At 61.8% G+C, this 15,118-nt stretch carries 16 protein-coding genes; 5 read left to right on the top strand and 11 right to left on the bottom strand.

Going from position 1 to position 15,118, the window contains the following annotated elements; all coding sequences use genetic code 11:
• Nucleotides 1-5 precede the first annotated feature (5 nt).
• From VB618_RS18470 to VB618_RS18445, 6 genes are all read right to left on the bottom strand, one after another.
• Entirely contained in the window at nt 6-1,133 is a 1,128-nt protein-coding gene (locus VB618_RS18470) for a branched-chain amino acid ABC transporter substrate-binding protein (RefSeq protein ID WP_329798205.1), read from the bottom strand.
• Between the two features lie 127 nt (nt 1,134-1,260).
• Nucleotides 1,261-1,623 carry a DUF6867 family protein gene (locus VB618_RS18465; protein ID WP_329798204.1) on the bottom strand — a complete coding sequence of 121 codons (363 nt, stop codon included), beginning with the start codon at nt 1,621-1,623 and terminating at the stop codon, nt 1,261-1,263.
• Entirely contained in the window at nt 1,623-2,399 is a 777-nt protein-coding gene (locus VB618_RS18460; protein ID WP_329798203.1) for an ABC transporter ATP-binding protein, read from the bottom strand. Before VB618_RS18460 ends, VB618_RS18465 begins: the two co-directional genes overlap by 1 nt.
• Complete coding sequence (locus VB618_RS18455; RefSeq protein WP_329798202.1) at nt 2,396-3,238, bottom strand: ABC transporter ATP-binding protein; 843 nt, start codon at nt 3,236-3,238, stop codon at nt 2,396-2,398. Before VB618_RS18455 ends, VB618_RS18460 begins: the two co-directional genes overlap by 4 nt.
• The gene (livM, locus tag VB618_RS18450) at nt 3,238-4,650 is read right to left on the bottom strand and encodes a high-affinity branched-chain amino acid ABC transporter permease LivM (protein WP_329798201.1); all 1,413 of its coding nucleotides are present in this window, start codon (nt 4,648-4,650) and stop codon (nt 3,238-3,240) included. Before livM ends, VB618_RS18455 begins: the two co-directional genes overlap by 1 nt.
• Before the next feature lie 14 nt (nt 4,651-4,664).
• Nucleotides 4,665-5,585, bottom strand: a complete 921-nt coding sequence (locus tag VB618_RS18445; RefSeq protein ID WP_329798200.1) for a branched-chain amino acid ABC transporter permease — start codon at nt 5,583-5,585, stop codon at nt 4,665-4,667.
• 367 nt (nt 5,586-5,952) lie between these two features.
• Between VB618_RS18445 and VB618_RS18440 the strand changes: the two genes are divergently transcribed.
• Nucleotides 5,953-6,402, top strand: a complete 450-nt coding sequence (locus VB618_RS18440) for a flavin reductase family protein (protein WP_329798199.1) — start codon at nt 5,953-5,955, stop codon at nt 6,400-6,402.
• 658 nt (nt 6,403-7,060) lie between these two features.
• Nucleotides 7,061-8,884 carry a PAS domain-containing sensor histidine kinase gene (locus VB618_RS18435; RefSeq protein ID WP_329798198.1) on the top strand — a complete coding sequence of 608 codons (1,824 nt, stop codon included), beginning with the start codon at nt 7,061-7,063 and terminating at the stop codon, nt 8,882-8,884.
• 174 nt (nt 8,885-9,058) lie between these two features.
• Here VB618_RS18435 and VB618_RS18430 read toward each other — a convergent pair whose 3' ends face one another.
• Nucleotides 9,059-9,907, bottom strand: a complete 849-nt coding sequence (locus tag VB618_RS18430) for a methionyl-tRNA formyltransferase (RefSeq protein ID WP_329798197.1) — start codon at nt 9,905-9,907, stop codon at nt 9,059-9,061.
• A gap of 302 nt (nt 9,908-10,209) precedes the next feature.
• Between VB618_RS18430 and VB618_RS18425 the strand changes: the two genes are divergently transcribed.
• The gene (locus VB618_RS18425) at nt 10,210-10,479 is read left to right on the top strand and encodes an usg protein (RefSeq protein WP_329798195.1); all 270 of its coding nucleotides are present in this window, start codon (nt 10,210-10,212) and stop codon (nt 10,477-10,479) included.
• Between the two features lie 70 nt (nt 10,480-10,549).
• Nucleotides 10,550-11,146: an exopolysaccharide biosynthesis protein gene (locus VB618_RS18420; RefSeq protein WP_329798194.1), complete on the top strand. Its 597-nt coding sequence runs from the start codon at nt 10,550-10,552 to the stop codon at nt 11,144-11,146.
• Between the two features lie 45 nt (nt 11,147-11,191).
• On the opposite strand, the gene VB618_RS18415 is transcribed toward VB618_RS18420, so the two are convergent.
• The 3 genes from VB618_RS18415 to map all read right to left on the bottom strand — a co-directional run bounded on the left by VB618_RS18415 (nt 11,192) and on the right by map (nt 13,325).
• Nucleotides 11,192-11,668 (bottom strand): PRC-barrel domain-containing protein, encoded by a 477-nt coding sequence (locus VB618_RS18415; protein WP_329798193.1) that lies wholly within the window; start codon nt 11,666-11,668, stop codon nt 11,192-11,194.
• Nucleotides 11,669-11,737: 69 nt separating this feature from the next.
• Nucleotides 11,738-12,421 carry a RadC family protein gene (radC, locus tag VB618_RS18410; RefSeq protein WP_329798192.1) on the bottom strand — a complete coding sequence of 228 codons (684 nt, stop codon included), beginning with the start codon at nt 12,419-12,421 and terminating at the stop codon, nt 11,738-11,740.
• A 94-nt stretch (nt 12,422-12,515) separates the two neighbouring features.
• The gene (gene map, locus VB618_RS18405) at nt 12,516-13,325 is read right to left on the bottom strand and encodes a type I methionyl aminopeptidase (RefSeq protein ID WP_329798191.1); all 810 of its coding nucleotides are present in this window, start codon (nt 13,323-13,325) and stop codon (nt 12,516-12,518) included.
• A 143-nt stretch (nt 13,326-13,468) separates the two neighbouring features.
• On the opposite strand from map, the gene VB618_RS18400 reads away from it, so the two are divergent.
• Nucleotides 13,469-14,299, top strand: a complete 831-nt coding sequence (locus VB618_RS18400) for an FkbM family methyltransferase (RefSeq protein WP_329798190.1) — start codon at nt 13,469-13,471, stop codon at nt 14,297-14,299.
• 7 nt (nt 14,300-14,306) lie between these two features.
• On the opposite strand, the gene sfsA is transcribed toward VB618_RS18400, so the two are convergent.
• Nucleotides 14,307-15,026, bottom strand: coding sequence for a DNA/RNA nuclease SfsA (gene sfsA / locus VB618_RS18395; protein WP_329798188.1), 720 nt, complete (start codon nt 15,024-15,026; stop codon nt 14,307-14,309).
• Between the last annotated feature and the right edge of the window lie 92 nt (nt 15,027-15,118).

The following is a 15,118-nucleotide window of genomic DNA, read 5'->3' as shown; positions in this document are numbered from 1 at the left end:
GTCGATTACATGCCGAGCTCGTTGCCCGAGTAGTCGATCTTGCCGTCAGCGCCCTTCTTCCAGACATACATGATGTAGTCCGGACGGGTGATGTCGCCCTTCTTGTCGAAGGAGATGTCGCCGATGACGGTCTTGAAGGGCTTTCCGGCCTTCATCGCGTCGGACATCTTCTTGCCGTCGGTGCCGCCAGCCTGCTTCGCCGCCTCGGCCAGGATCTGGGTCGCAGCGTAGGAGTACAGGGTGTAGGCTTCCGGCTCGAAGTTCTTGGCCTTGAACTTGGCCACGGCGTCCTTCGCGTTCGGGTTCTTTCGCGGATCCGGCGAGAAGGTCATCAGGGTGCCCTCGGCGCCCGGGCCGGCAATCGAGGTGAACTCGGCCGACACGATGCCGTCACCCGACATCATCGGGGACTGGAGGCCCTGGTCGCGCATCTGGCGGATGATGAGGCCGGCTTCCGTGTGGAGGCCGCCGAAGTAGACGACGTCCACGCCAGCCTGCTTCAGCTTCGACACGAGCGCGGAGTAGTCCTTCTCGCCCGGGTTGACGCCTTCATACACGACTTCCTTCAGGCCCTTTGCATTCATGGCCTTCTGGGTCTCGTCGGCAAGGCCCTTTCCGTAGGGGGTCTTGTCGTGGACGACGGCAACCTTCTTGCCCTTGAACTTGTCGGCGAGATAGCTGCCGGCAACGAGGCCCTGCTGGTCGTCGCGACCGCAGGTGCGGAAGGTGTTCCACATGCCGCGCTCTGTGAACTGCGGGTTCGTCGAAGCGGGGGTGATCTGGACGATTCCGGCTTCCTCGTAGACCTGCGAGGCCGGGATCGACACGCCGGAGTTGAAGTGGCCGACGACCATCTTAACGCCTTCAGCGGCGAACTTGTTCGCCACCGATACGCCCTGCTTGGGGTCGGAGACGTCGTCACCGATCACGACCTGCAGCTTCTGGCCGTTGATGCCGCCAGCTGCGTTGATGTCTTCGACAGCCTGCTCTACGCCATTCTTCAGCTGAGCGCCGAAGGCCGCGTTCGGGCCGGTGACGGGGCCAGCAACGCCGATCTTGATCTGGGCGCTGGCAGCGCTGGAGAAGGCGAGGCCAAGACCAAGCGCCACGCCGGTCAACAGCATTTTCTTCATGAGGTCACTCCTCTGGGTGGTTTTATAGGCCCCTCTTCCTCGTGGGGCCGGTTTGGCGGGTTCTCCCCACCATCCGCGTGACATCATGCTTGTTTTTAAGCGAATGTCACGCTGGAATCTTTTTAGCTTAGCCCTTGGTAGCAGAAGCCTTTTCCCGCCAGGAAAACGGCCCGCTCCGCTCGTAGAGCCAGCGGTACTGCGTGGTCATCATCCGGGCCCGGCGGTACTGGAAGCCTAGAGCGCCGATGATCAGCAGGACGATCGTGTCGATCGCATAGTAATGGATCGACAGCAGGGTTCCGTCGAACAGGGCGAAGTGGATGAAGCGTACGGCCGCGCCCAGAATGAACAGGTAGAGGATCAGGGCCCAGAACGGGCGCCAGGTGAGGGCGATGGCCCGGCCGGTCATCCAGGCCGCCCAGCCGCCCATGATCACGGTGATGAGAAGAAAAAGCCAGAACGACGGCTCTTCGTAGAGGATGCCCTGCATCAGTGATTTCCTCCTTCGAGATAGGCCGCTTTGACTTGAGGGTCTTCGAGCAGCTCCCTGCCGGTGCCGCTCATGGTGATGTTTCCCGTCACCATCACATAGCCGCGATGAGCCAGCTTGAGGGCGTGGTAGGCGTTCTGCTCCACGAGGAAGACCGTCATGCCGTCCTTCTCGTTGAGCTCTTTGATGATCTGGAAGATCTGCTTCACGATCAGGGGCGCCAGCCCGAGGGAAGGCTCGTCCAGGAGGAGGAGCTTCGGGCGGCTCATGAGCGCCCGGGCGATGGCCAGCATCTGCTGCTCGCCGCCCGAGAGGGTGCCGCCGCGCTGCTGCAGGCGCTCCTTCAGGCGCGGGAACAGGGTGCAGACCCGCTCGAGATCCTGGTCGAAATGGGCCAAGCCGTTCATGGACGCGCCCATCTGGAGGTTCTCGTAGACGGTCATGCGCGGGAAGATGCGCCGGCCCTCGGGAGACTGGGCAATCGATAGGCGGGCGATCTCGTGGGTGGGCAGCTTGGTGATGTCCCGGCCCGCATAAGTGATCGTGCCCTCGCGGCACCGCGGATTGCCGAAGATCGTCATCATCAGCGTCGACTTGCCGGCGCCGTTGGCCCCGATCAGCGTGACGATCTCGCCCTCGTTGACATCCATGTCCACGCCCTTGAGGGCGATGATGTTGCCGTAATAGGTCTTCACGCCGCGCACGCTCAGAAGCGGCTGGCGGGCAGTTGAAGCCTGGGGATTCTGCATCGCGATGTTTGCTCCAGCGGTGCTCATAGGCCGATCTCCGCTTCGACCTTCTCGACCTCGTCGTCGGCCACGCCCAGATAGGCGGCGATGACCTTGGGATCGTTCCTCACCTCGACGGGCAGGCCGTCCGAAATCTTGATGCCGTAATCCAGCACGACCACGTGGTCGGAGATTTCCATCACCACCGACATGTCGTGCTCGATCAGGAGGATCGAGGTGCCTTGCTCATCACGGATCGACAGCAGGAGCTGGTTCAACTCCATGGATTCGCGCGGGTTGAGGCCGGCGGCCGGCTCGTCAAGGCAGAGCAGGAGCGGATCCGTGCACATGGCGCGGGCGATTTCCAGACGACGCTGGTCGCCGTAGGGCAGGTCGCCGGCCGGTTCGTCGGCGCGGTGGATCAGGCGGGTCTTCTCCAGCCAGAACTTGGCCTTCTCGATCGCCTCCTTCTCGGCCTTGCGGTAGCCGCCAATGCCGAGGACACCCATGAAGGTGAAGCCGGAGGCGATCATCAGCGGGTTGTGCTGAGCGACCAGCAGGTTCTCGAGGAGCGTCATGCCGGAGAACAGGCGGATATTCTGGAAAGTGCGGGCAACCTTGCCCTTCCAGTTGATGTCGAAGCCCGGCAGTCGCTCCAGCAGAAGGTGTGAGCCGTTCGGCTTGCGCAGGGCAATCATGCCCTCAGTAGGCTTGTAGAAGCCGGTGATGCAGTTGAAGACCGTGGTCTTGCCGGCTCCGTTGGGGCCGATGAGCGCGGTGATCTCGCCGCGCCCGGCCTTGAACGAGAGGTCGTTGACGGCCACAAGGCCGCCGAAGCGCATCGTGAGATGCTGTACGTCGAGGATGGGATCCTGCAGCCAGCGCATTAGCCGTGTCCTTCCTTCACGAGCGAGCCCGAGATGGCCTTGCGCTCTTTCAAGATCACTGAGGGTTCACGTTCCGAAATCAGGCCGCGCGGACGCCACACCATCATCGCCACCATGCCCACGCCGAAGAGCAGCAGGCGGTATTCGTTCGGGTCGAAGCCTGTGCCGAAGATGGACTGGAGGAAGGTGAGGTTGCGCAGGACCTCAGGGCCGCCGACCAGGACGATGGCCGCAATGGCCACGCCGATCTGGGATCCCATGCCGCCCATGACCACGATGGCCAGGATGATCGCGGATTCGAGGAAGTTGAAGCTTTCCGGCGAGACGAAGCCCTGGCGGACCGCGAAGAACGATCCGGCAAAGCCGCCGAACATGGCACCGATGGAAAAGGCCGTCAGCTTGGTGTTCGTGGTGTTGATGCCGAGCGACCGGCAGGCGATCTCGTCCTCGCGCAGAGCCTCCCAGGCGCGTCCCACGGGCAGCTTGCGCAGGCGCATGGTGACGAAGTTGGTGAGCAGAGCCAGCGCCAGGATGAGGTAATACAGGAAGATCATCCTGTGCATGCCGTTGAACTCAAGCCCGAACGTGGCTGCGAATCCACCTTCGCCCGCCGTGAAGGGCAGGCCGAAGAAGGTTGCGCGCGGGATCGACGAGATGCCGGCGCCGCCATTGGTCAAGTCGACCCAGTTGATGAGCACGAGGCGGATGATCTCGCCGAAGGCCAGCGTCACGATGGCGAGATAATCGCCGCGCAGGCGCAGCACCGGAAACCCTAAGATCATGCCCCAGAAGGCTGCCAGGATGCCGGCGAGCGGCAGGCAGATCCAGAAGGACAGGCCGAACGTGGTCGAAAGCAGGGCGTAGGAATAGGCCCCGACCGCATAGAAGGCGACGTAGCCCAGATCGAGCAGACCGGCGAGGCCCACCACGATGTTCAGGCCCCAGCCGAGCATCACGTAGGTGAGGATCAGGATGCCGAGATCCACCCAGTAGCGCGACTCGTTGAGGCCGCCCTGGATCAGGTAGATCAGCAACGGAAAGGCGATCGCTATTCCGAGAAAGAACGGTATGGCGAACCTGGACACACGCTGGAATGCGCTCGGCATGGCATCGACCTGTTCGGTCGCCTGACGCGCGCTCGGGGTCGCCTTGGCGTAGTTCCGCGATGCCGTATAGGCATGCAGCACGAGGCGCAGGCCAAACACAATGGCGCAAACGATGGCCACCAGGCCCCACCGGGGCGTCAGGAAGAGATCGGCGCCGCTCTGGTCCGTCTTGTATGACAGGATCGGGATGGACAACCCTAAGGTGATCAGCGCAGCCTTAAGAGCGTCCTTGAAGGCCGCGGCCAGATCGAAGTGCCTCGAGACGGCATTGGTCTGGGCTGTGGTGGTGATGGAAGGAGCGTTCATAGCGGTCAGGCCCCTTAAACCTTCTCGACCTCAGGCCGTCCGAGAATGCCGGAGGGCATGAAGATCAACACGATGGCGAGAATCGAGAATGCGGCTACGTCCTTGTACTCGATCGAGAAATAGGCCGACCAGAAGGTCTCGATGAGGCCGATGATCAGGCCGCCGAGAACGGCGCCCGGCAGTGAGCCGATGCCGCCCAGAACCGCCGCAGTGAAGGCCTTTACGCCCGGCACGAATCCGTCGTTGAAGCTCACGACGCCATAATACAGCAGGTACATGGTGCCGGCGACCGAGGCGAGGGCGGCGCCGATGACAAAGGTCAGCGAGATCGTCCGGTCCACGTTGATGCCCAGCAGGGCGGCCATCTTGCGGTCCTGCTCGCAGGCGCGCTGGGCGCGGCCCAGGGAGGTTTTCTGGACGACGTACCAGAAGATCGTCAGCAGCACGGCCGTGACCGCCATGATGATGATCTGCTTGTAGGAGAGGGCGACGTTGTAGCCGCTTGCGCCCTGGAAGAGGACGATCACGTCCTGGACCATCGGGGGCGTCGGCTTGTTGCGCGCGCCTTGGGCAACCTGGACGAAGTTCGACAGGAAGATCGAGACGCCGATGGCCGAGATCAGCGGCGCCAGGCGGAAAGAGCCGCGCAGGGGCCGGTAGGCGATACGCTCGACGGTCCAGCCCCACAGGGACGTGAGGACCATGGCGATGATCAGCACGAAGAACAGCGCCAGCACCACCGATGAGATCCCAAGCCATGTGGTCAGGATCAGGAAGAAGATGAGCGAGATGAAAGCGGAGAGCATGAAGACGTCGCCGTGGGCGAAGTTCACCATGCCGATGATGCCGAAGACCATCGTGTAGCCGATGGCGATGAGGCCGTAGATCGACCCGAGAGTCAGCCCATTGATGAGCTGCTGCACAAAGATTTCCATGTCCTACCCTTGCCCCTCTGGAACGGGGTCATTCTTGGGAAACGATGCAGGAAAGCACGATGCGTGTGCATCGCCAAGCCTGACGTAACGTGCGGATGTCTCTAGCAAAATGATTTTCATTCCACAACGTACTGTTAAGATTCCTATCACGCTAAATGATGGAAATCGTGCCAGAGGCTGACTGAATATGCGGCATGGGGCTCGAACACCGGCTGCTTCCCTTGCCGGGACTGAGGAACCATATGGCTTTAACGGCCTTGTGCTCAGCCCAAAAGAGTGGAAGAGGCTTGCTTGGATCATGATCTTGAAGACACAAGCCTCTCCGCATTCCACCTCTGGCTCGGACGCCCTGCTCTTTCGAGAGGGCATGAGCCGCGTCGCCGGTGCCGTCCATGTGGTCACAACAGGTGGCGCTGCCGGCCGCGGGGGCTTCACGGCCACGGCCGTGACGCCCGTGACCGACAGCCCGGCCTCGCTCCTGGTCTGCGTCAACACGGGCTCCCGATCAGCCCAGGCCCTGCTTCTGAATAAGGTTTTCTGCGTAAACACCCTCGCGGCGGCTGATCTCGATCTCGCAGACATCTTCGCCGGTCGCGCTGGTCTTCAGGGGCCGGAACGCTTCAGCAGAGGGGAGTGGGACATCCTGGAGACGGGCTCACCCGCTCTGGCGACGAGCCTCGTCTCCTTCGATTGCCGGATCAGCGATGCCCGAGTGGTCGCCACTCACCATGTGATCATTGGCGAAATCCTCAGCATCAGGCTCGGCGAGCAGAAGTCGCCCCTCATCTATCAGGGGCGGCACTATCACGAACTCTGATGTCTGTGGGTATGGACCGGAAGGCTCGAGAGAGCCCTCATGGCCGTAATGAAGGGTCCAAGATCGAGTTTCAGCTTCAAGGGAAACTTCGGTCAGAAAGCACAAAGGCAAAAGAGAGGGCCTGCCCGCCGGAATTGAGCGAGGCGGCCCTGAGTTGTGAAGGGCTGTAGGTGAACAGAGCCTCCAAGGAGGTAACCCCAAAGAGGTGTGTGTGGTTCGCCACAATCTCGAAGTTCCGCGAGACCTCGTAGGAAAAAGCCCTTCACGAGGGGGGCGTGAAGGGCTTTGAGGGTCTAGAAGACCTGGGGGCAGATGGCCTTCCTGAAGAGGTAATGCCCTTACGGAATCTTGGTTCCGCATAATTTCGTCACTGGGCATGCTATTAGTCATGTAATGTCATCCCTTGAACCCTAGCCTCTGGAGCTTATGTTCCTCTGTCACATTACAACCAAGACCTTCAGGGCAACGAGCAAGGGATGCCGAGCAACTGGAACACATCCGATCTTGCTACGGTCAAGGCGTCCTGCGGATTGGCGTATCGGATGGTCCGTCCATGAGTGATGGCCTGTTGGGAGGGTCATCGCCCCTAGCCAAATCCGAAGATGTCAGGGTTCCATCGGTACCTGGGGCTGCTCCTTGGCTGCAGGGTGGGGGCGAGATGGGTCAGCGCATTCGGGCTCATGATTGGGCGGCGACCTCGCTCGGTCCTCTGCCGTCATGGTCCCATAGCCTTCGCACCATTGCCGATCTCATGATCGGGTCCAGGCAACCAGTCTTTGTCGTCTGGGGAGTCGATCTCGCGGTTCTCTACAACGACAGCCTTGGACAGATCCTAGGCTCAAGGCATCCGGCAATGCTCGGCCGTCCTTTTCGTGAGTTATGGCCAGAGACTTGGGACCGGCATCGCACAATCATTGAGTCGGCTTTATCGGGCGAAGCGCAGCCTGCTTTATCCGACGGGCGGCTGGGCTGGCCAATTGACGCCTACACGTTCTCCTGGACGCCCATCAGGGATGAAACGGGCAAGGTTGCAGGGTTTTACTGCGCCGGGAACGACATAATCAGCCACGCTCCCATGGAAGAGCGGCTCAGGCAGGTCCAGGAGGCGGCACGGATCGGCAGCTTCGAATTCGATCGCGCGACTGGCCAAGCCATCGCCTCACCGGAATACCTGGAGCTATACGGACTGCTTGATGATCGTTCCGACAGCTTCTCGTATGAGGAATGGTTCGGCCTTGTGCATCCCGACGATCGATCATGGATCGAATCCGAAACACGTCGCGCGGTCACTGATCCCGCCCGTCACCAGCTCGAGTACGATTTTCGTATCATCCGCGCCGATACCGGTGAAATGCGATGGCTCACAGCGCGCACCAAGCTGATCCGGGATGCGGACGGACGCTTCATCCGCTCTCTTGGCGCTCAGTGGGATATAACCGCCGAGAAAGATGCCGAGACGGCTTTGCGCGATAGCCAGGAGCGCTACCGCTCGTTCATCACCCGCAGTTCGGAAGGCATCTGGCTCCTTGAATTCGTCCCCCCGCTCGACACGACTTTGCCGGTGGAGGAGCAGGTCGAGCTGGCCTACCGTAACGGCCGCTTCGTGGACTGCAACGACGCCATGGCGCGCATGTATGGGCTTGACCAGGCCGAGGACCTGATCGGCAAGACTCTCGACTTTCCACTGCCTTCCTCCGACCCCGAGGCCAGAGCTTACCTCGCTGGGCTTATTTGCTCCGGCTACAGCGTCACCGGCGTGGAGTCCGTTGAGCAGGATTCCGCCGGCAACTTCAAATATTTCGACAACAGCATGATCGCAGTCATCGAGGATGGGCAGCTGAAGCGGCTCTGGGGCATCCAGCGCGACATCACCGACCGCAAGAAAGCCGAGGAGCAGCGCACACTCCTGATCAACGAACTGAACCACCGGGTGAAGAATACACTCGCCACGGTGCAGTCGATTGCTTCTCAGACCCTGCGCAATGCCTCAACGGTGCAGGACGCCAAGGAGGCTTTCGAAGGACGCCTGATGGCCCTGGCGCGCGTTCACGACGTTCTGACGACGGAGAGCTGGGAGGGGGCCGAACTCATGGACATCGTCGCTCAGGCCCTCGCGCCCTACAGGTCGTTCGGGGAGGAGCGCCTGACGATGGGAGGGCCCGAGGTTCGCTTGTCACCCCGCATCGCCTTGGCCCTGTCCATGGCGCTTCAGGAACTGACCACCAACGCGGTGAAGCATGGCGCCCTTTCGAATGCGACGGGAAAAGTTGATATCGTCTGGGACATCGAACGGGCAGAACCCGAAAGCCGGCTTCACCTGCGCTGGCAGGAGAGTGGTGGTCCGCCGGTCCAGATCCCTACGCGGCAGGGCTTCGGCTCCCGTCTCATTGAACGAAGCCTCGCACGCGAGCTCAATGGCGATGTCCAGATCAAGTTCCACCCTGAAGGAGTCTTGTGCACAGTGAATGCTCCGCTCGCTTAAAGCATTCACATTGCGGCGATGAACGTAGGAGCGGATTGGAACCATCCGCCGGAGAAGGCCTTTGACCAGCACGTGGTTTACAAAGGTGATCCGATGTTCAAGCTCCTTCGCAACATATTCATCCTCCGCCAGGCCTGGAAGATGATCAAGCGCCGACGCTGAAGGTTTGGCCTTCTATCCTTGTCTCGCGGCCCCTGGCGCATAGGGGCTCCATCCGCCGATCTGCACGAATCCGTCGCGGACGGCGACCACCATGTGCTTGCGATGACGATGGACGAGGGTGCCGGGCTTGTGACGGTGCGGCTCCTCCCAGCCCGAGGCCTCCCACACATAGACGTAGCGAGACTCGACCTGGGCGAAGGCTTCTATGGATCCGAAGGCGCGGATGGTGCGCAGCACGTCCTGCACGCCACCGTTCCAGGAGACGGTTCTCTGCGCCTGCGTGACCCGGGGCCAATAGGTCCCGAGCCCCTGCGGCTTTGCTTCGGACCAGAGACGGGGCAGATCTGAGGCAATCTCCGCTGCAAGCTCCTTCGCGGCCATCTGGCATTTAGAGAGCAGGGTGTCGTGAGACTCCGCACTACTTAAAGAAAATCGCTTTTGCGCCACGATGGCTCCGGTGTCGAAAGCCGGCTCGAGCGTGTGGGCCGTCATTCCCCATTCGGTCAAGCCGTCGAGGATGGCCTGGAAGAGCGGGTAGGGCCCTCGTCCCAAGGGCAGAGGTGAGGGGTGGAAGTTGACGGCATAAGGAATATGCCGCTCCCAGCCCGTGATCAGCCAGGGATAGCCCGCAACCACCAGGGCTTCGCAGCCCATGGCTTTCAGACCGGCGAGATCGGCCGGGAGGATGCGCGACATCTGTACGGCCAAGCGCAGCGAGCGGGCGCGAGACAGGGTCGCGTCGTTGAAGTCGTAGATACTGTCGCAGGGGCGGCTGAAAATCTTGACGGGCTCCCAGCCCCTGGCAAGGAACGTCTCGAAAACATCTCCCAGAAAATCGATTCCCGCGAAGGCAAAGCGCATTCCCGGTGATCTCCTTCCACGATGCTTCCGACGCTCAATCCATTATGCAGCGCAACGTCCGGCGCGGAAGACCGGGTCCACCTTTTCGCTGGCGCGGCCCTTTCGGATCCGCACGATGCGCGAGCCCGAGCACTCAACGCAAGATCGCGTGGATGTGCAAGTCCGTTTGTGCAAGTCCGTTTGATTGCGGGAACTTCAAAGTACACTCAAGATTTAGCCTTGAGCATAGGGCAGGAGACCGCCTGCGCTTTCCGGGTGGATTCCTGTCGACAAGGCTCGTTCGGGCTTGAGAAGGAGTTCGCATGGTATCGAAGGATTTCATCCGCCAAATGGAAGGCTACGGGCTGACGACCGCCAAGATCCTGTATCGCATGCCGGATCACCCATCCTTCCTCCAAACCTATATCTGGCAGGAATATGATCTGGCTCCCCGCTTTCCCGTGCTCATCGACTTCCTCGACTTCTGGAAGCGGGAGCTTGCAGGGCCCCTGCACTCGGTCACGGTCACCCATGCGCAACTGATCCGTCCCGCCGAGTTCCGGGCAATTGAGGGGGAGATCAACATTCATTGATACGCCTTGGCCCCGGGCGTTAAGTCAGGTAGAGAGGCGCCCTGAGCATCCCCGAACCTGTCAGGGCTCCTTGTTTTCCAACGCGCGAACTTCCCAGATCCTGCTCGCCCTCGCGTCCCAGCCGGGCGAGCGCCTGACCGTACGCGAGATCATGGCCGTGCTCCAGGATAGGGCCTTCGCGCTCCTGATCGTGCTGCTGGGGCTGCCCAACTGCCTTCCCATGCCGCCGCCGATCCCTCTGGTCTGCGGCCTGCTGCTGGCGCTCGTCGCCGTTCAGATCGTTTTCGGTCGCGAGGTGCCCTGGCTTCCGCGCCAGCTCATGAACCGCTCCATGGCCCGCACGGATGTGGAGCGGGCCGTCGGACGAGCAGTTCCGGTGTTTCGCCGGCTCGAGCGCATATCGCGCCCCCGCATGACCTTCCTGGACACGCCGATCGCGATGCGCCTCATGGGCGCGGTCATCCTGATCCTGTCGGTGGGGCTTCTTTTCGCGCCCCCGTTTGTGGGGCAGATTCCGCTGGGCCTTGCTGTATGCCTCGTCGGCCTGGGGCTCGTCGAGCGGGATGGCTTCGTCGTGGTGGGAGGGCTCCTGATCGGCTCCATCGGCCTGACCCTGAGTCTCGGCTTCGTCTACGCGATCTTCACCGGAATCGACACGCTGATCTAAAAAGGGCCTGCGGCCACCGGAGGGTGGCCGCAGGATCGCAATCGTTTAGTCGTTATCCTCATCGAACTCGGGAGCTGACTTGAGCTGATCGACCGGCATGTTCACGACGATCCGCATGTCGTCGCTGCTACGGGTCGTGGTCGAACCCGTCGTCTGTCCGGAGCCCTGAACGGAACCGGTGGTTGCGGCATCCGGGGCATTCATCTGGACGGCGCTCAGGGGCAGGGCCACGGTGCGGTCGCCAAGGCCTTCGTCCACCTCGACGACGACAGCGACGACCTTACCGCTGCGGTCGAGCACCAGATCTTCGATGTCGCCGATGTCCTTGTTGTCGACCCCGACCACGTCTTCATCCATGATTTTGGATGCGAGCATCTGGCCGGCCTCGAGGCGCGTCATGAAATTCACGCCTGCCGGTGCACTGGCGCCGGAGGAGGGCTGGGCGGGGGTAGACTGGGCCATGGCAGCTGAGGCCAAGAGGGTGGAGCCGAGCAGGCCAGCGGTCAGCAGTAGCTTCTTCATTATGATCTCCCATGAGCGTTATTCGTGGTGATGTAACGCGGTCGGGAGAGGTTGGTTCTGTGGTCAAGCTCAGATCAGGCGCAGGCCCTTGAGGCTGGCATGACCTTCACGGCCCACGATGATGTGGTCGTGAACGGTGATCCCTAAGGGCTTGGCCACCTCGATGATTTCGCGGGTCATCTTGACGTCGGCGGAGGATGGCGTGGGGTCCCCTGAAGGGTGGTTGTGCACCAGAATCAGGGCTGAGGCGGAGAGTTCGAGGGCGCGCTTGACTACCTCGCGGGGATAGACCGGCGTATGGTCGACCGTGCCCGATTGCTGCACCTCGTCGGCGATGAGCGCGTTGCGTTTGTCGAGAAAGAGCAGGCGGAATTGCTCCTTGTCCATGAAGGCCATGGCGGTGCGGCAATAGTCGATAACGGACGTCCAGGAGGACAGGACGGGGCGCTTTGCCACCTCGCCCCTGGCGAGCCGTCGCGCGGAGGCCTCGACGATCTTGAGATCCGTGACCACGCTCTCGCCTATTCCATCCAACTCCATGAGCCGGGCCGGGGAGGCAGCCAGCACCTCGGCGAAGGTGCCGAACCGCTTGATCAGTTCCTTGGCGATGGGCTTCACGTCCCGGCGCGGGATCGAGCGGAAGAGCACGAGTTCCAAAAGCTCATAATCCGGCACGGCATCGCCGCCCACCTCCATGAAGCGGGCGCGCAGCCGGTCGCGATGACCGTGATAATGGGGAAGGTCGTCGCTCATGCCTGCCCGTTGCTTCCTGCACCTGATGCTCCTCGAAGCATCGTTGTTACGTTGTAGGCCAGAAGCAATGCGGCAGGCTAGTGTCAAGCTGGTCTTAGGACAGCTTGTCCAGACCCTTCGGCGAGTAAGTAAAAACCTCCGCGCCGGTTTCCGTCACGCCCACCATGTGCTCGAACTGGGCCGATAGGGAGCGGTCACGGGTGACGGCGGTCCAGCCGTCGGCCAGGACCTTCACCTGCGGCCGCCCGAGATTGATCATGGGCTCGATGGTGAAGAACATGCCGGCTTTCAGCTCCACGTTGTAGGCCGGCTCCACGTAGTGGAGGATTGTCGGCGAGTCGTGGAACACCTTGCCGATGCCGTGGCCGCAGAAGTCGCGCACCACGGAGCAGCGCTCGGCTTCCGCATAAGACTGGATTGCCGCGCCGATGTCGTTGGTGGTCGCGCCCGGCTTCACGACCGCGATGCCGCGCAGGAGGCATTCATAGGTGATCTCGCAGAGCCGCTGAGCCCGGCGTGACACCTCGCCTACGTAGTACATGCGGCTCGAATCGCCGTGCCATCCATCGAGGATCAGGGTCACGTCGACATTCATGATGTCCCCGTCGCGCAGGGGCTTGTCGTTGGGAATGCCGTGGCAGACCACGTGGTTGATCGAGGTGCAGATCGTCTTGGTATAGCCGCGGTAGTGCAGGCAGGCCGGATAGGCGCCATGGTCGCGGATGAAGTCGAAGGCCAGCTTGTCCAGAAACTCGGTCGTGACGCCGGGCTTCACGTGCTCCGAGAGCATGTCCAGGCACTCGGCTACCATGCGGCCGGCGCGGCGCATCCCTTCGAAGTCCGCAGGGCCGTGCAGCGGGATCTCGGCGGCGCGCCTGCGCTCGACAACATCGGTCTCTGTCATTCTCAATCCTTGATCTCTTGTCCGGAATGTAAGGATCGCCGCGGCTGACGCAAGCAAAGACCTCATGCCCCGCTTGCGATTGGCGCGTGAGGGTGTCATGAGCAACCCTGTTCATCCGGTTCGTGGCTCTGGATTCCTCGGTAATGAATGACTCCCGCCCCTTTGGGGACTTTGCGCCTTCAGGTCTCACCCGTTGGGTGATCGACCGCACGCGCGGGTTGCCCCAGGGCTGGGCGGGCCGCAGGCTGGCCCTGATGCTGCGCCATCTGGCCATGAAGATGCTCAAAGGTCCGCCGCTCGATCTCGAGACATTCGGCGTCAGGATGCGGCTTTATCCCCACAAGAACGTCTGCGAGCGCCGGCTCCTCTTCACGCCGCAATATTTCGATGCCGACGAGCTCAAGATCCTGGCCTCGCGCATTCGGGATGGTTTCACCTTCATCGATGTGGGGTCGAATGTCGGTTGGTACGCCCTGTTCCTGGCGCGGGAGGCCGGCCCCACTGTCGCCACCCGGATCCTGGCCGTGGAGCCGCAGCCGGAGATCTTCGACAGGCTGATCTACAACATCCGGCAGAATCCCTCCTGCACGATCAAGGCTGTCGACTGCGCGATCGCCGACAAGACGGGCGAGCTCACCCTCTTCCTGGACCCCCTCAACCGGGGCGAGGCGAGCCTTAAGATCGTCAATTCCAGCCAGACGGACGCGATCCGCGTCCCTGCCGTGACCCTGCTCGAACTTCTGAGCCGGGAGGGCCTGACCCATGTCGACGCGATCAAGCTCGATGTGGAGGGGGCGGAGGACCTGGTCCTCGGCCCGTTTTTCCGTGACGCGCCCGCTTCCCTCTACCCGTCCGTGTTCATCGTGGCGAACGTGCCGGAGCGCTGGCAGGTCGATGTGGTCGGTCTCCTCACGGGCAAGGGCTACCGGCAGATTCTCGAGACCAAGATGAACTTGGTGTTCGAGCGTTCCTGAGGGGCGCTTACCGCGGCTTTACGATCTCCACCGGTCGGTCGATGGTCACCTCCTGCGGCGTGATACGGCAGACATAGGCGTAGGATTCCACGCCCGCGGCGAGGGCGTGCCGGAAGGCCTTATCGTAGGCCGGATCGATGTCGCGGGCGACGTCGAAGCGCTCGGCATCCATCTGAATGACGTAAACGAGGGCGGCTCTCGCGCCTTGGGCCTTCATGTCGGCCAACTCGTAGAGGTGCTTGGCGCTGCGGGCGGCGATGCAATCCGGGAACTCGGCGAAGCCTGCCTCACGCATGAGATGGCAGTTCTTCACCTCCAGGTAGCAGGGCGGCTCGCCGTCCTTCTCCAGCAGGAAGTCGACCCGGCTGTTTTTGCCGTACTTCACCTCGGGCCGGACGCGGTCGTAAGCCGCGAAGGGCGCGAGGCGCCCCTCCCGCAGGGCCTCGGCCACCAGCAGGTTGGGGCGGGAGGTGTTGATCCCAATGAGCTGGAGCGGACCGCCGCCGGCCGCGACCTCCACGAACTCCCAATTGTATTTTAGCTTGCGGTTGGGGTTCGTGGCCCGTGAGAGGAGGGCCCGGCTGCCGGGTTCCTTCAGACCCATCATAGCCCCTGGATTGGCGCAATGAGCCGTAACCACCTCGCCGGTGTCTAGCTCAATATCCGCCAGAAATCGCTTGTAGCGCTCGATGAGACGTCCCTCGAGCAGGGTTTCCTGAAAACGCATCCAAAACCAACATTCGCGTGTAAAAATCCCTGGTAGCAGGGGAGAAGCCTTCGGTTCAACCGAACCCTTGCTTGAGAATTGCCGTTTCTGAG

It is taken from the genome of Microvirga sp. CF3062, assembly GCF_036314045.1.
In the GTDB taxonomy this organism is placed as follows: Bacteria; Pseudomonadota; Alphaproteobacteria; order Rhizobiales; family Beijerinckiaceae; genus Microvirga.
The sequence above is the reverse complement of the archived record's forward strand: the minus strand, read 5'-3'. Positions and strand labels throughout refer to the sequence as shown.

Bases quoted from the DNA above. Each gene is read 5' to 3' on its own strand.
- VB618_RS18425 (WP_329798195.1), top strand. From the start codon at position 10,210: ATGGTATCGAAGGATTTCATCCGCCAAATGGAAGGCTACGGGCTGACG.
- VB618_RS18455 (WP_329798202.1), bottom strand. From the start codon at position 3,238: ATGCGCTGGCTGCAGGATCCCATCCTCGACGTACAGCATCTCACGATG.
- radC (WP_329798192.1), bottom strand. From the start codon at position 12,421: ATGAGCGACGACCTTCCCCATTATCACGGTCATCGCGACCGGCTGCGC.
- VB618_RS18400 (WP_329798190.1), top strand. From the start codon at position 13,469: ATGAATGACTCCCGCCCCTTTGGGGACTTTGCGCCTTCAGGTCTCACC.
- VB618_RS18465 (WP_329798204.1), bottom strand. From the start codon at position 1,623: ATGCAGGGCATCCTCTACGAAGAGCCGTCGTTCTGGCTTTTTCTTCTC.
- VB618_RS18460 (WP_329798203.1), bottom strand. From the start codon at position 2,399: ATGAGCACCGCTGGAGCAAACATCGCGATGCAGAATCCCCAGGCTTCA.
- map (WP_329798191.1), bottom strand. From the start codon at position 13,325: ATGACAGAGACCGATGTTGTCGAGCGCAGGCGCGCCGCCGAGATCCCG.
- VB618_RS18435 (WP_329798198.1), top strand. From the start codon at position 7,061: ATGGGTCAGCGCATTCGGGCTCATGATTGGGCGGCGACCTCGCTCGGT.
- livM (WP_329798201.1), bottom strand. From the start codon at position 4,650: ATGAACGCTCCTTCCATCACCACCACAGCCCAGACCAATGCCGTCTCG.
- VB618_RS18445 (WP_329798200.1), bottom strand. From the start codon at position 5,585: ATGGAAATCTTTGTGCAGCAGCTCATCAATGGGCTGACTCTCGGGTCG.
- VB618_RS18415 (WP_329798193.1), bottom strand. From the start codon at position 11,668: ATGAAGAAGCTACTGCTGACCGCTGGCCTGCTCGGCTCCACCCTCTTG.
- VB618_RS18430 (WP_329798197.1), bottom strand. From the start codon at position 9,907: ATGCGCTTTGCCTTCGCGGGAATCGATTTTCTGGGAGATGTTTTCGAG.
- sfsA (WP_329798188.1), bottom strand. From the start codon at position 15,026: ATGCGTTTTCAGGAAACCCTGCTCGAGGGACGTCTCATCGAGCGCTAC.
- VB618_RS18440 (WP_329798199.1), top strand. From the start codon at position 5,953: ATGAGCCGCGTCGCCGGTGCCGTCCATGTGGTCACAACAGGTGGCGCT.
- VB618_RS18470 (WP_329798205.1), bottom strand. From the start codon at position 1,133: ATGAAGAAAATGCTGTTGACCGGCGTGGCGCTTGGTCTTGGCCTCGCC.